Here is a 16,172-nt window from a genome sequence, read left to right as displayed (position 1 = left end):
CATGTCGAAAACCGGACGAAACGAGCCTTGCCCTTGCGGGAGCGGCAAAAAATATAAAAATTGTCATTGGAGCAATGACGAAGCATTACCAGTAACGTCTGCACCCGCGGAAATTGCTATGCCGCCTCAATTTTCCGCTTACATTAACAAATTTCGAGGCTTACCGATATTGAGGTTCTTGGCTTATTTGCAAACAATGCCGGAAAATCATGGCCGCAATTTCAGCGTGGAAATGATTGCGACAGATGTCCTGCGTCATATGCCTGAAAATGATAAACGACCTTTTATGCCATGGCCGGAACTTTGTAAAAACATAGCTGCAGGTGTCGGGTTTGGTGACGAAGAGCCTGAGAATATGTTTACCGAAAATGTGATCTCAGCCAATGGTAACCAAATTGTTTTTCCAGGTGTTTATCGTAATGGTACCACAATATTGAACGAGTTGCTGGAGATTATCCTTACCGGAGAGAATGATCTCCCGGACGACTACAAAAAATCAGTCTATAGCGCTGCCGGTTTGCTGCTTTTCATGAGTAACCAGGTAGCTGAGGATCTCGCCTTTGAACGCTACGAATTTGGGGAAATGTCTGACGAACTGACACTTCCTGATTTTGATGAATTTATAAAATCTTCAAATGTTTTCATGTTTGACCGTGACTTCATGGAAAAGATTGCAGGACTTTACGGGTATGAACTCACAGCGCTCGACCAATTTATAATTGACCTAAAAGACCCGAAATTGGCACAAAATGATCCGGAAAATGCTCTTGTTTCTGTCAAGCCTTTAATAAAAGAAAATGAGGATTACTGTTTATTCATGCCGACGACGGTGGTCAGTGCTCTCATAAATTGTATGTACGATCAGGCTAAAGCATATGGCTGCCATGATCGCCTGATGCAACTTTTACATAAGGAGCAGTTTTACAGGGCAGGTAACGCGTTAAATTTTCTTGGCTGGCAATTAACCGATATCAAACTACCGAAAAAGGATGAAACGCTGCTAATCAGGGAGTCGGTTTGGCGTTTCGATAATCAAAAACTGGGGTATCTGTGTTTCCTTCCGCTGGCAGGTTTCAGCAGAGATAAATCGATAAATGAAACCTTAATCCAGCGAAATAAAGAAGTGGTATCATACCTTAAGTCTTTAGAGGCAGAAATTGGGTACGAAGTTCTTACCATTGCTATCTTATCAGAAACGGGTCATGGCGAATATTTTGCAATGCCGAAGTTAACGGACGGTGACAGGCACTTATTCTTTACTTTGAGCGAATTAACAACCATAGCTTATGATAAGGAATCGGATTTTTTGACCTTATGGAAATTTGCCGGGGTATTTAAGGCTGCGGTTTCCCGTTATGAAATGCCGCCATTATTTAACTTACTTAATCTCTATGCTGTTTACAGACAAAACCACGGCGGCCTGACAGACAGTAACAGCGCACGCCCTGATGGAGCAATGCTCATGATCTTGCCTGGTCATGATGTTGAATTAAAACAAGAGATTAAACTGATGCGTGACGAACATGCAGCTGAATTGCTGATCGAAGGAAATGTACGGGCATTCGTTAATGTAATCCGTAAACGGGATTTTGCTCCAATTTATGCTTATAAAAACAAGCTGTCTCCTGAATACCGCCGGTTGCTGGATGTTTTTAAGATCCCAATCTGGGTTACCAACTATCAAGAAAACAGCGATCTTCTCGCCCCTGAAATAGGCGAGGCAATTATGTTCTGGTTATACAGGCTTGCTCCAGAACTTTCGGCAGCATTAAATGATCTTAGATTTGTCCAGTTTGAGGTTGAATTAGTGATTGACGATCAAATGCTAAATGGCAGCGAATTTCTTGTTAAGACAGTAGAGCCTGATGCGATCAACATTTCTTTTGCCATAGAACCCCCAAAATTACAGTTGCAGGTACCTTACGATCTGATTTATCTGATGGCGAGGCCGGACAATGCAGGTGAAAAAATGCTGGTTAAAGCAGTGCTTAACGGACTGGTTGAATATATCCACGCCGCTGGCAAAGAAATCAATCTAAACGCCGCATCCATAGAACAGATGGTAGAATCAGTTATGCAACCTGACACAGCCAAAATGATACTCTTTACAGACGCATCGGCGAATGTAGAACTTGATGAACGAAACCTTCCTCCTGAGCACTATTTTCAAGAAACCGATAGTTCTTTTGTACTGGATAATTTGACCGGATATTTGCCGGATAGTTATGATATACCCGAAAAGATAACCGGCATCGAAGAAAAAATCAAACTGTGCGATACTATTGTTACGGGCGTAATCAAAGAACTTACGAACCGGATTGCCGAATTTGATGGGGAATATCTGGTCAAATGGCTGATCAAATGGAATGAACGCTGCACCTATACACGGGAAATTAGGGAAATACGTACTCCCGCGAAGGTTGCCTGCTTTGCAGATTTTGAAAAGGAGGTAGAAGAGATCAATAAACACGATCTGTTATTAGTACCAACCGCACACGCGCTTCGTACACTGATTGAATTTGTTGCAGCTAAACCACCCTCCGGCAAAAAACTACCAAACTATGCAGATGTAGATGTAATGCTGGCTTTAGTGGATGAACTGACGAACTGGGGTTCGTTAAGTGAAGCTATGCGAATGAGGCTGAATGATCCGGAAATGGGATTGTTGCCTTCCGGGCGAATAGGAACCGGAAAGGGTTTTCAGGAAAATGTTTTAATACCCTATTCCAAGGCGCGCACAAGCGGCACTGTTGCCGGCTTTATGGAGCGTTTTGAGAAAAGATATGTTGTTAATTATGAAAAAAAAACAGATGCCACTGATAAATCATTAGAAGCGGATGCTGCTTTCAGGGCCGAATTTGGCGTAACCATCTCCAATATATCAGATATAGCAGGCGTGCTGATTAATTATGGTTTTACGCAAGGAGAATCCTGTGCCCAGTTAACATCTGATAAACTTTTTAATTTACTCAAAACTGAATTACCTGAGCTTGACAATGCGACTATTGAAAAAACCGTCGATATCATGACTCTCCTTACCAGACCAGGCATCGGGGTATTCCCCCAAGGCTATAGTTCAAAAGATATTTTCCCGTGGCGCTTTGGGCGCAACTTATCCTATCTGCGAAGGCCTTTGGTAAAACTTGAAAGCGCAGGTGGCGAATCTATATACTATTTCGGTTTCCGTCATTTAAAAACCTATTTTGACAACCTGTTATTCCTGATATTCACAGGAAAGCTTCCCGAAGATACTTCCGAGGAAATGAATTCCTATATGGGTAAGATCAATCATGAGAAAGGAACCCCATACCGAAATGAGGTAAAAGACTGGCTGAAAACACATACTGACCTGGAAGTAGTGGAGCATGAGGTCAAAATAGAACCCGGTGGGCATATTCCGGCAGAAGTAAAGTATGGCGATACTGACGTAATGGCCGTAGATCATACTCTGAAAAAGGTTTACTCGATTGAATGCAAAAATCTGGTAGGTGCGCGCAATATCCACGAGATGAAAAATGAACTTGATCTTTACCTGGGTCGCGAAGGTCAGGCAGCGAAGGCAAAAATCAATAAGCATGTCAAGCGTGATGAATATTTAAAAGCTAACCCCGAGAAATTAAAACAATTTCTAAAATTGGCATCCGATGATTACGAAGTGGTTTCACTGGTTATAGCCGCAGAAGAAATGCCGATGACCTATATCGCTAAAGAACGCGTGCCGCTGCCGGTCATTGCGTTTCATCGATTAAAACTGGACGGAAAGAAGGCTTTGGGGTGATGTCATTGAAATTAATTGAGTAAAATTCTTACATCTGGAAATGATATTTCTTTAATAATGAACGATTTTGTTGAATTAGAAAACTTTCTTAAAAGCGAAAATGAGAAGGTCAGGCAATCTATTCCTGAAGATATATACACTGTAAAGGCGATGATTCAAATTGTAGTTCGTACAATGGACGTATTTTACAGCCAGCATTATAAAGGGAATGAAGATAATAATTCAACATTATACGAACTGGGTTATACCAAAGCGCTAAATTTTTTAATTGGCCCGGCAATAGAAACCCCTGGATGGATTACAACGCCTACAAATGAAACAATATGGAACTGGGCTAACGCATTTATTGTGCATTGCGGAAAAATAGCACTGACCGAGCGCTACCAAATATATGTTAAGGCTGGTATAGTTCATCTGTCCTACGAAGCTGAGGCGCGAAAATTCTGCTTTCAATACCGGGCGGGTGATGTTGATATCGAACAGGTGGACAGGCAAGCTGCTAATTGGTATAAACAATTGATAAATAATGGTTTTTCGAAGCCTAATCTTGACCTCCTCCTCAATAAATACGAGCCTGTAAGGCAAAAACTCTTTCAAATAGTCCAACCTTGGCTGGGTCATATGATATCTTATCTCTACGATGACCCTGTAATTGATGAATATTATCAGAAACTGGCTTATTACAGGTCAGCTTCAATGCTTAATCAGGATTTATTTCCACCGGATAGTAAATTCAATGGAATACCATATGCTGCTTTTCGTGATTTTGCTGAACTTACAATGGCTGTATCTATCAAACATAAGGATTTTTGCGGGCAGTTGATCAAGAAGAATCCTGCAACAAATATTTTGGATATCATCTCACTATTTCGCTCCCGAACCGATTCCATAAGTAATGCAGCTGCCTTTTTAAATCAGTCTCCTGAGACTGTTGCTGCTCTTGTGGACAGTTTAACACTATTTCCTGAAAACAGGGATTATCATGTCAATCGGGAGGTTAGCCCTGCTCCACCATTTATTCAAATCGGGGGGGATTCGTTAATTCAGTCAGCCTTTGGATGCGAAGGCAATCCTTATTATTTCATGAATAACGAACTTAAGCGAGCTTATCCGAAAGATTACTTTAATGCGGTTAACGATAGAGAGAAATATTTTCGGGATGAACTTTACATGCTCTTTAACTCCCCCCGATATGTAACAGTTCACAAGAGTGTAGTAATCAAAATAAAAAATGTCCACACCGATATTGATGCGGCTGTACTACATCCTGAATCCGGCACGCTCGCGATTTTCCAGCTTAAGTGGCAGGATCCATTTGGTAAGTCCATGAAGGAAAGGTATAGCCGCATCAAGAATTTCTATCCCAAAACAATTGAATGGATTGAGAAGGTTATACAATGGCTAAATGACAATGATTCCAAACTTATATTGGCCAGCTTAGGCCTTGATAACACTGTCACTATAAATAAAGCACTTTTATTTGTTGTAAACAGGAATGCGGCAAATTTCAGCGGATACGAAAATGATAAACGCGCCGCGTGGACCAGTTGGTACCGGCTGCTTAATTCGGCATCAAGATTGCCTGTCGATTGTCCAAATGAACTCAAGCAATTATATCAGATTTTAACAGAAAAAATTTCAGAAAGTAAGGAACCAGAAACTGACGAAAAATACGAATTCGATCTTTCTGACAGAATAATAGAGATTAAATCTGCCACCTCAGCAAATTAGATCCTTCTTAATGAATCAACGGTCTTTGTTCCAGCTTTCAATATAAGCCTCCAGATCATTGGCAATTATTTTCAAAGAGGTAAATGGGATACGGACACGAATTACCGCTGATGGATCAGAAAGATTACGTTGCAGGTCGCGTAGCCGAACTGCCTCAACGTCATTATCCCCGGACGCGATAATATCGCTTTGTGTAATTAAGAAAACATCGGAAGGGTCCCTGTCTTCAACCTCACAAATCTGACCTGCATGTATTAAATCCTTCATGATCAAATTTATGCCTTTTATCTTACGAAACTGGCAGACTATAAGTGACAACTGTGGCAACCATAACTTTTAATTAAGCCCAGATTACTATTCAGCTGCCATTTCCGTAATCTTATAAATATCTGTCATTAACGGATCTTCATCCCTGCTGATCAGCGTTCCAATGTTTTTCCAGGCATTGGCCTTATATTCCGGAGCACCTTTCTTTATAGCTTTTACCGTTTGCGCCTCGAATGCTTCCTTGTAACGGCTTAGGTTCTTATTATAAATATTGGTGATCTGACCGATAGTGTTGATCAGATTAGCATTTTCTATTTTGAAATCAAGAAACCACTCAGGGTCTGCCGCCTGCATTTTTCTGATGATGGCGTTCTCGAACTCTGCAAGTTCTTCAGAAAGATTATGCTTAACCTGTATCTTCTGAACCAGTTCTTCAATTTTCCGGAGTTCATTTGCCGTCAGCATATCGCTGAATTTCAGCTTAAATGAAGTATAGAATTTGGCCCCGTTGGAGTGTATGCGGCAGTTCTCGTTGATCAGCGAAAAATCAAAGGTTTCGACAGAGGCGTAGCGTTTTTTAAAATCGGCTTCGCTCAGCTGATATCTGGAAATGATCGCTTTTGTTTCAGGCAATCTCTCAAAGGCTGCGAACTCCGGGCTTTTCAGTACATCATTCCACAGATCTTCTTTTTTGGCATATTCCCCAAGGTCATCACTCTTGCTGTAGGTTTTCAACCATACCTGTACAGATTCAAGCAGTTTCCGTGAAAAGGATTTCAGATCTTCAGGCAGCCCCTGCGTTACCCATATCGCACCAAGGTCAAAGTAATTGTGCTTTTTAATCAGTGTCATCTTATAGAGCAGCGATAATGCATACGGCACCACCGAAGAACGGATCTGACCAATTGCGCCTTCGCCTGCTCCATAGATCTGCTCAAAATCTTTAAACATAATTGCTTTGGCGATCAGGTCCTCATAAAATGCCCTGCCCAGATTTTCCGGGTTCAATGGTTTTTCATTATGATCAAGCTGAATGAAGTCCATAAAATCCCGGAACACTTTTTCGCCCCCTTTACGTACCAGATACGGACTGGTTCCCCAGGCCACATAATATTTGGCAACCTGTTCCTTGCTAAGCCTCTTTTGCTTTGGGTAGTTACGTTCGATCTGTGTCTTCTGATTTGGGTAAATCCTGAGCAGGGTGTTGAAGTCGCCTCGGATACGTTCAAAAAACCATTTGGTACCTGACGGATCTGTAATGCTTTCAGAAAGTTTTTTGATCTTAACCAGATGCGGACTGCGTGATTTCAGGTCTACGCTTGATACCTTATTTTGTGAGTTCGAGTACTGGGATATTTTTGAGATGAGTTCATCCAAACTATCCCGGTCATCGGCATTAACAATATTGATCTTGGCGGTAACATTGACCTTGGATACATCGATGCCGTCCTTATTGGTGAAATAGATCGATGCAGTGGTTTGACCGCCGTTAACGATCTGGAAGTCCGTCAGTGAGCTTATAGTGGCTATACCCCCCGCTTGGCTTATCTCCGATGCGGTAGCTGTAATGGTGAGCCCGTTGTTGTAGGCAATGAACTTTTCCGGTTCGCTGTCTATGGTATCCTTTAACTGTTTATTGACCCCCTTGAACTGCAAAAACGAGCGCACGTTTCGCTCCAGTAACCGGGAACTGTAACTGTGATATAATTTTACCAGTAAGGTGGCTGGCAAAACCGCTAAATATGATTTGAACACGCCCTCGTCATCAGCGGCCTGTATGGCAGGCAGCGGCGGATCGAAATTGATAACAATCGGTTCGGCAGTTCCCTCGCTGATCTCATAATTGTATATTTTATTAAGGTCGATCAGCTGATAAATGATCCTGATCTTCTTTGTTTTTCTTTCCTTGTTTCTAGTATAGCTTACCGTTATTTCATCGTCCGTAAAGGCGAAATTCTTCGCTGACTGTGATCCCCGTGTTTCAATAGAGATCGTATTGGAGATCAGAAATATCTCCACCACGTCTATTTGTTCCTGAAAATCTGCCGTTTCCAGTGAACGGATCAGTATCGCCGCCGGATCACCTGCCTGAACATCAGAAAGCTGTTTTTTAACAGCTTTTGTAAAAAAGTTTCTGGGACGCGAAAAAAGCTGGTCATAATAATCCTTGCGGGCGACCTGCCGTTCGGCACCCGGAAGTATAAGGTTTGAAAGAAATAGCTGTAAACGCTCACCGGATTCATTGATCTGGTAACCGTCTACTTCCGCATTTTCACCATTTCTTAAAAAGTAAGACTCATTGATCTCTTCTGAATCGGTAAGCCTCGCCAGGTTGAGGGCAGGTAATACATAAGTCAGCAGCCCACGGCGGTTTACATTATTATCTTCCGATGTGATATTGTTCAGCAGCGTTCCAAAAAAGGAGGTTAGTTCATTTAAGGTCATATAAACGGCGATATATCTGAGATGGCAAATTCCTGTATATTATTGAGCGCGAGATCATATTTTACTGACCGTACCGCATCGGGCAGGTCGGTTCTTTTTATTGAGGGAAAACCTTCTGCTGTACAATTGAACCACGACGTATGCTTTATCAGAAAATTATGATGATCATACTGCTGGATGCTTTGATAATCGATGCCGGCTTTCGATAAAGCAGTCCACAAAACGTGCAGCTTTGAACCGGTAACCGCACGGAGTAAAGCAGCAATATTGCCGATAATCTCACTGAGTGTTATGGCTTCCTCAGTTACTTCACCAAATTCAGATACACCCAGTAATAATTGCTGGCCGTCCAGATAGTCAAGCTGATATTCACTGGATATATTAACCAGTTGCTTAAATTCTGCAATGCTTTTTATTTCAAAATGATTATCACCGATCTCAAAATCATGACCTTTTCCATACGGCCCTTTCCAGGCCGAAAGAATATCATTGGGGGTATGTCTGGAATAATCAAGCAACGCTTTCAGGAAGTGGAGCTCTGCAAATATCCCCTGCAAAGCCGGTAATGAAAGCTGGCCGGAAAGCGGCTCAAAAAGTTCAAACCATTCATTGCAAAGAGACACAAAAGCTTTTTTAGCCGATGCCGGCTGAACGTTTCTGGTCTGTTCAACAATACTGACGATAAGGTCGCTGAACTTTTCGCGGGCATTATCATTCAGCAGGGTCAGTACCAATACCGGTTTGCCCTCATCAATTGTCTCTTCCAGCGAAATATTTGCCCGTAGCTGCGGCTCAACAGGAATGTTTCCGGCTGGCGGACCAAAGTAAAAGTACAGGCAGTAGTGCATCTGCGCATCGATGCCATAACGAAACCGCTCATCCGCAAACTCTCCGAAAAAGAGCAGACGGGGAAAGCGGGAATCATCGTTTAGTAATATATCCCATTGCAGTTTCATCAGTTAATATCGTTTACCTCTGTATCGTTAATATCTTCCGGGATCTCATTGTCTTCATTCCTGATCTCCGGTTCTTCAGGACGGATGTACTCATTGGCCATGTATACAGCGCCCGGATCATTATCAATTTCGGGGAAGCTCAAAGCATAGCCGATCAGCGGTATATTAATATCTATCCCCTTAGCGACAGCAACCGCTCTCAGTTCATCATTGTTAAATACATACCTGAGATCCATCAGGTAAATAAGCAGCAGGCCCTGATTTTCAGGCCTTATCTTCCTGAAGATCCAGCCGGGTATGGTAATCTTTTGTGAAGTATCTTCAGCTTCCGCCTCGCTTTTTCCGCTCGCAATTAATTTTTTCTTTTTATGTGCCCGGAACTCATCAATTGCTTTTTCGCATGCCTCATTACCTAAGCCCAGTGATTCGTCTGATCCGGAAGTCATAATGTTCATGGATTTACCAGATGCGGTAAACAGGAGTTTGTTTTTAAGCTCACTGTAGTAAAGTGATTCTTCTTTTTTTGGCGCACTTCTTCTGGTAAGATTGGTTATTTCAATCCCATCATCAGAAAAGCTCCGGCCCGTTCCGGTACGCCTTACAGCGATCTTCCAGTTCGTCAGCATTCCACCTTCGGCACACATATCAATGTAATGCATCATGTCGTCTTTCAGGAAAGATTTATCTAAAAATACCGAGGGCAGATCAAGGAAACGGAACAAGTCGTCTTTACTTCCATCATAGGTATAAAAGCCATCGTCCTCAACGGTTGAAAAAGGAGTTTCCTTAAACAGTTTTTTAAATCCGTCCCAGGCATTCTGAAGGCCATCTTTCTTAAAGTCAAAATGCACCGACTGCTGAACCATATCCTGAAAAGAATATCTGACCTCAACGGCATTCTTAAGTATAGCTGCACGGGTAATCTGCAATATATCCGGATGCTTTCGGATACGGAGTTCAAATTCCTTCGGAGATTTCTTCTGTATCTCCATATTGTCTATCTGTTCTTCCAGTTCACAAAGGGCAGCAGTGATAAAATTATATTTATCTTCAGTGGCCGCGTCAATGAACAGACGGCAGGCATCAAGGTAACCGGGTCGATAGCCAAACCAGCGCCCCATTTGCAGCAACGTATCGTAAAGATTGGTATCGCGCAGAAAGTAGTTGATGGTCAGCCCTTCCAGCGTAAATCCTCTGGAAAGCCGGTTGCCACCTACGGCGATATATTTTTTGGTCTCGCTGTCAGGATAAACCAGTTTATCCTTAGTGAACGAGTTGACCGCTTTAACCTGAATGTTTTTAACGGCATTCGGCAGTAACTCAGAAATATCATCCCAGGTTTTCGGTATCAGGCCATCTGCATTATATTCCTCAGGTAAATAAGACCGGATATTCGCGACTTTAAAAGCAAAAAACTTGTTCCATTGCAGGCGCAGCTTTTCGTAAATACCATTCGGGTCTTTAATACTGTCGTCTTTCAGCTTTTTATCCAGATGAGCAACATACTTAGTTAAGCGTTCGGCAGCAATGTTCTGATCGGAAATGAGGCGCGAAATGTGCACCAGCATGGTATGATGCGGTGTATATCCCGGCAGTATCTCCAAAACTGATTTCCTGCTGTCCCGAAGCGCCACGGATAGAATAAAACAATCTACCGCATCTGTTAACGATCGCCTCAGCACCGTTTCATCGTCTCCGAAAATATGGTCTTCATCATCCGGGAAATCGGGAATAGTCTCGATCAATGGTATTTTCTGATCACCTTCCTGTTCCCTTCCGGTTGAAAAGAAACGACGCGGACCAAGGTACGATGATGGCGTTGCCAGTTTATAAATAAATTTATCCGGGAACAATCCGGGAGAAAGTGTACAATCAAGTTCACGTACTTCACCCTGATAGCGGTACTTGATGGGCCATGCGCCGTCCATCGCGCGTTCGCCATGCTGATCCTGTAGAATATTGGCAAAAGGTGTTGCTGTATAACCAAGATAGGAACGCCTGCTGAACAGATTGAGCAATGCCCGTATATGGCCGTTAACCTTGCTGGCATATTCTGCGCCTTTGTAACCAAGGTTATTTAATGATGCGTTGTCGGCCTCATCATCCACCACAAGCACGCTTTTGGACAGCCGGGCAGAACCCTCGGGAAGTGATGATTTCAGCCAGAAGATCAGATTGGTCAGAACGGATACGTTCTTCTTGCAAATAAGTAATCGCTGATTGGTAAAATCGAAATGATTGTCAACCATCGATTTCCGGAAGTCCGCAGTACCGGTGGTAACTGATGTGATCTGATATATCCCGTCCCGGCCAAATTTCTGAATTTTCCCGACACCAACATCCTGATTGAACTGACCACCCTTGTCTCCAAGGCCGATTACATCATGATTGATCCGCTTTTGCGTCTGAACCCGCAGATCTTCCATGATACCTGAGAAAACGATGATGATATCGTAACCGGCATCAATCGCACGATTGATAACACCGTTAAAGTTTGCGGTCTTGCCGGACTGAACCGAACCAAGTACCAGTCCTTTTTGCAGCGGTTCAATCTTACGTTTCGGATCACCCAGTCTTTCAATGATGGCATGTGTACTTTTCTCCGTGTTCTGAATTACGTCTACCGGCCGTTCGATGCTCCGCAGATAATGGATATATCTTTTAAAGTAATTCCATTCTATTTTTGTTTCGCGCTTATCTATCCAGCGGTCATAATCCTCTTTTTCATCGATCACGCTGTCAGGGTCGTTCGTGGTAACGATAACTGATTTCAGGCGCAGTTTTATGTTCCCGAGCCATTCAGCCAGACGGGATTCATCTGCTCCCTCAAATTCATAGTCGAAATCAGGATTATCTTTAAGTGAAGCGAAGTGCGTATCTATCTGATGGTTCAACTGCTCAACGGTGATGAAGCCCTGTTCGCGTTTGTAACGCTCAGCACGTCTTTTGATGATATCGGATAAGTGTTCCCAAGCCATTTAAATCAGAATAAGGTTTCTAAAAAAGTCTTCACATCGTTATTTTGTCCGAAGCTTTCCAGCAGGAATTCCCGGATCTCTTCGGCAGAATATCCTGCCTCTTCATAGTAATTTTTCAGGCGGCTGATCTTTTGCCTGTCGGCTTCAGCCAGCCCTTCGCCGGTTTCGGAAGGAGCTGCCGCATCACCTTTCCATACCTGGTTCAGCTTTTTTTCCAGCAATCCGGTTACTGTCCGCAGAATATCTTTCTGTTCTTCGGTGAGCTGACTTTCCAGCTGGCGCAGCAATTCAAATTCATGGCTTATGCGCAGTACAGGTCCGGCTGCGCTGTTTTCGCGGGTGATCAGTGATAATCCTTTTTTGGCAACTGTATTTCTGATCACACCGGATGCAAGCCTCTCCCGGTATTCCTTCAATGCCTGTGCGGCAACATTCGAGATCATCACTGCCATTGCCCTTTTCAGACCGAAGGGAAGTTTCAGCGATGATTTGGCAACATTGAGATGAAACTCACTGTCATTGATATTGGTAATATCTATTTTGAGCCGGCCGAACTGAAGCCATATCGTACGTGTGATGGTTCTCAGCCAGCCGCCATAGCTGATCAGCCTTTCGTTCCGGTAAACATAAATACCCTGACAGTCTTCCAGTGTTTTGCCGGGCGGTGCCCAGACAGATATATCTTCCCGCGCTTCAGTCGCCGCCCGCTTTGGAAGTATGATACCCTGAAAGCGGATATAGGTATCACCGGACTGCCAGTAATCTTCGGAAATGATCTGAACTCCGGTAGTGTTAACAGGAAAAGGATCGAACCCTTCAACGAGGGAGTTATTCAGGCGTATTTCGAGCTTGCCTGACTGGAGAAACCTGTGGAATACCAGTCCGAGATGGCTGCGCAGTTCTTCCAGTTCGTCGTTAATCTCCGACTGTTTTTTAAGGCGCTCCAGTTTATAAAGGTCATCCCATATTACAATCGTCCTAGGCACAAATGATTCGCTCTGGCCATGAAAGTCTGTGCTGGTTTCTGCGAAATCCTGCAAAAGCTTTTCTGTGGCAGTTTCCTCTTCAACAATCAGCGTCCAGTCTTCCGTTTTTTTAAGGTATTCCACATCCCATGTTCTCGCCTGATAGGGTTCACCTGCTTTTGCAGAAATAAGGGTGAAACGCCTGGCTTGGGAAAATGAGCCGGTTTTCAAACCGAGCCCGAACCTTCCGAGATCATTACCTGCACGTCCGGCATCCAGATCAGCACTGGGAAAACGCATGTTGGCTGTAAGCTCTTCGCCGGTCATTCCGCACCCGTCATCGGCGATATAAAGCCGGAGTGGCGACACATTCGCATTAATCAGCAATTCTACCCTCCGTGCTCCGGCAGTGACAGAATTGTCAACCAAATCCGCAACCGCGGTAGAAAGTGAATATCCCTGCTCAGATATGGATTTGATAAAAAATACTGGGGGTGGGGATAAAACTATACTTTCCGGCATAGAACTGATGATAATGGCTTTGGGTTGTTAATATTATGAAATGTTTGTATGATCTGAAACTTATTAATATTTTTTATTTAATATCTGAACAATACAGGCTCCCGCACTTCCCTTGCATTTTCCGGAACCAGTATTTCATGTACAACCGATGCTATCTGCCATGCGAGATAAGGCGGTACAGCATTACCCACCTGATGAAACTGCTGTGTCCGGCTTCCGCAAAACCAGTAGTTATCCGGAAATGTCTGTATCCTTGCTGCTTCACGCACGGTCAGACTCCGGCATTGTGACGGGTCATAATGAATAAAATAATGTCCGTCCTTTGAAATATGGCTGGTCACCGTTGTTGCCGGTTCGTCAGGAAGCTGAACCCGGAAACGGTCATTGAATTTCCCCGACTCTGCATTTTCGTGATCGGGAATAAGATCTGTACCGAATTTGCGATAGTCGTCCATTCTCGGGAACTTTTTGAACTCCCGCGTATACAGCGCTGCAAAAAGGTAACGCTTCAGGTCCTGGGTCAGATGCCCCCGTGACTGATGCTGGAGGACACCGTCTAATTTTTCATCGGAATACCATCTGCTTAATGGGTGTGCCTGGGAGATCGTCCGTGGCGTACGGCGATAATCTGATCCGGTACTTTCAGGGAGTGTCTGTTCAAATTTAGCATTGTAGCCCAACTCTGAAAAAGTGCTTAAAAGTTCTTCCGTGTAGCTGCTGATCCGTTCTGACCAGCCTTCAAATGAGTCGTCAAGGTTTTGATATTTACGCGCCTTTTTTGTACCCTTTTCAGTATTGACGATCTCAGTGTGGGTAAATTCCCTGTAAATTCCGCTGCGCAAAGCTGGCAAAGCACCGATGACTGACTTCAGATCCGTTTTACGGGATGGTTCAAGGGTTCCGGGAACCACATCGATATCTTCACGCACCCCCAGTAAAATAACCCGGTGGCGTTTTTGCGGTACTCCGTAGTCCTCAGACCGGATCAGATAATCCCCATCCGTTCTGACATTATCTTTTACCAGTGAATATATCCGGTAACCCGGTGGCGCATATTCCGGAAAAACGATAGCCGGTGTGGTCAGGTCAGCCATGATCTTGCTGAATATCTTTTCACCGTTAAGCTCTGCCGAAAGCAGCCCTTTAACGTTTTCCATCACAAATACGGCGGGTTGATGACGTGCGATGATACGCAGATATTCCTTGTATAAGTGAACACGGTGATCGGTCTCGCTGATACCGCCCACGCGGGATCTGCCCACAAGTGAGTAGGCCTGACAGGGCGGTCCGCCAATGAGCACCCAGTTGGTTTCTCCGTCCAGCTTTTCAGCGATCCTACGGTCTACTTCCGCTTCGGATGTTTCACCGAGCGTGGCCTGCCATGCTTCCCGCATAGCTTTATGGTGCTGTTCCGGCCATGCCTGATAGAGGTCTTCAATGGTGATTTCCTGTCTTAAAAAAGCGTAATATTCATCCGGCAGTTCACGGAACGGGAACTGGCGTACAAAAGAACGAAGGGTAAGGGTCTGATGCGCGTGACTGTCCTTCTCTATCGAAAGTTCAATCTTGAATATGCGGTCATTGTCATTCCCGGTCAGCGAACTGAACCCCTCAGCCAGGCCTCCCGGGCCTGCAAACAAATCAATTATCGGGAAAGGCATCTTAATATTCCAAAAAAAAATCTAAGATAGAAATATTAACGCTTTCACCAACAACCGTCGTCCGGGGCTATTGTTACATCAGCCGTTCACGCAGCTGACATTCAAGCTGATCAAGGGTGTGATCAGCCGCTTTTTTTCTGAGGTCGCATTCCCAGAGAGTAATGATGTGCCATCCCGCGGCTGCCAGTAATATTTCGGCCTGCCTGTCCCTGGTCTGGTTCCCCGAGATTTTATTGAGCCACCATTCTGTCCTCGTTTTGGGAACCACAAAGTACCGGCAACCATTATGACCATGCCAGAAACAGCCATGAATGAAAATAACGGTTTTATATTTAGGAAGAATAATATCCGGTTTGCCCGGCAATTTTTTACCGTGCAGACGAAAGCGAAAACCTCTGGAAAATAAAAATTTCCTGACAAGAATTTCAGGCATCGTATCCCTATTACGGATACGGGACATATTGTAACTCCTGGTTTCTTTTGTGTGAACGTCCGCCATGTATCTTATTAACCAAAAAACCGGTCAGGATGTTCTACTGCACCAGGGACGGGAGGGGAATATACCGGTCAAGTCCTGTTTCGGTCAGGAATGTTTCCTGCATTACGCTGTAAACATCCAGACCGTTACTTTCACAAACATCAAAACATTGCTCTATAAGCCGGTTCCTTAATTCAGCTTCTTCGGGGGTATAACAGGGTGATCCCGTTTCCATATTTACATAGTTATGGAAGTCCTCATCCGGGTGTGCATTGGTACCTTCATTCACTAACTGTTTCATAAAAAGCTCCACATCAGCAGTAGTTAAAATATCAGTGATCATAGCCTTTGATTTAATAGAAATTCATACTTAAATATAACGATTTTTCAG

10 protein-coding genes are annotated in these 16,172 nt (G+C 43.8%); 2 read left to right on the top strand and 8 right to left on the bottom strand.

Features of this window, described 5'->3' with window-relative positions; translation table 11 throughout:
- Window position 1 precedes the first annotated feature (1 nt).
- Window positions 2-3,778: an SEC-C domain-containing protein gene (locus AAFN85_RS03540; protein ID WP_347525579.1), complete on the top strand. Its 3,777-nt coding sequence runs from the start codon at window positions 2-4 to the stop codon at window positions 3,776-3,778.
- Between the two features lie 57 nt (window positions 3,779-3,835).
- Window positions 3,836-5,509, top strand: coding sequence for a hypothetical protein (locus AAFN85_RS03535; RefSeq protein WP_347525578.1), 1,674 nt, complete (start codon window positions 3,836-3,838; stop codon window positions 5,507-5,509).
- A gap of 15 nt (window positions 5,510-5,524) precedes the next feature.
- Here AAFN85_RS03535 and AAFN85_RS03530 read toward each other — a convergent pair whose 3' ends face one another.
- The 8 genes from AAFN85_RS03530 to AAFN85_RS03495 all read right to left on the bottom strand — a co-directional run bounded on the left by AAFN85_RS03530 (window position 5,525) and on the right by AAFN85_RS03495 (window position 16,124).
- Window positions 5,525-5,776, bottom strand: a complete 252-nt coding sequence (locus tag AAFN85_RS03530; RefSeq protein WP_347525577.1) for a hypothetical protein — start codon at window positions 5,774-5,776, stop codon at window positions 5,525-5,527.
- A gap of 87 nt (window positions 5,777-5,863) precedes the next feature.
- The gene (locus tag AAFN85_RS03525; protein WP_347525576.1) at window positions 5,864-8,221 is read right to left on the bottom strand and encodes an AIPR family protein; all 2,358 of its coding nucleotides are present in this window, start codon (window positions 8,219-8,221) and stop codon (window positions 5,864-5,866) included.
- Window positions 8,218-9,177, bottom strand: coding sequence for a PD-(D/E)XK motif protein (locus AAFN85_RS03520; protein ID WP_347525575.1), 960 nt, complete (start codon window positions 9,175-9,177; stop codon window positions 8,218-8,220). The genes AAFN85_RS03525 and AAFN85_RS03520 overlap by 4 nt, the downstream gene beginning before the upstream one ends.
- Complete coding sequence (locus tag AAFN85_RS03515) at window positions 9,177-12,155, bottom strand: Z1 domain-containing protein (protein WP_347525574.1); 2,979 nt, start codon at window positions 12,153-12,155, stop codon at window positions 9,177-9,179. Before AAFN85_RS03515 ends, AAFN85_RS03520 begins: the two co-directional genes overlap by 1 nt.
- A gap of 5 nt (window positions 12,156-12,160) precedes the next feature.
- The gene (locus tag AAFN85_RS03510) at window positions 12,161-13,642 is read right to left on the bottom strand and encodes an ATP-binding protein (protein ID WP_347525573.1); all 1,482 of its coding nucleotides are present in this window, start codon (window positions 13,640-13,642) and stop codon (window positions 12,161-12,163) included.
- Between the two features lie 77 nt (window positions 13,643-13,719).
- Window positions 13,720-15,303, bottom strand: coding sequence for a DNA cytosine methyltransferase (locus AAFN85_RS03505; RefSeq protein ID WP_347525572.1), 1,584 nt, complete (start codon window positions 15,301-15,303; stop codon window positions 13,720-13,722).
- A gap of 73 nt (window positions 15,304-15,376) precedes the next feature.
- Complete coding sequence (gene vsr / locus AAFN85_RS03500; RefSeq protein ID WP_347525571.1) at window positions 15,377-15,802, bottom strand: DNA mismatch endonuclease Vsr; 426 nt, start codon at window positions 15,800-15,802, stop codon at window positions 15,377-15,379.
- Window positions 15,803-15,836: 34 nt separating this feature from the next.
- The gene (locus AAFN85_RS03495) at window positions 15,837-16,124 is read right to left on the bottom strand and encodes a hypothetical protein (protein ID WP_347525570.1); all 288 of its coding nucleotides are present in this window, start codon (window positions 16,122-16,124) and stop codon (window positions 15,837-15,839) included.
- Between the last annotated feature and the right edge of the window lie 48 nt (window positions 16,125-16,172).

The organism is Mucilaginibacter sp. CAU 1740 (genome assembly GCF_039839285.1).
Taxonomy (GTDB): Bacteria; Bacteroidota; Bacteroidia; order Sphingobacteriales; family Sphingobacteriaceae; genus Mucilaginibacter.
The sequence above is the reverse complement of the archived record's forward strand: the minus strand, read 5'-3'. Positions and strand labels throughout refer to the sequence as shown.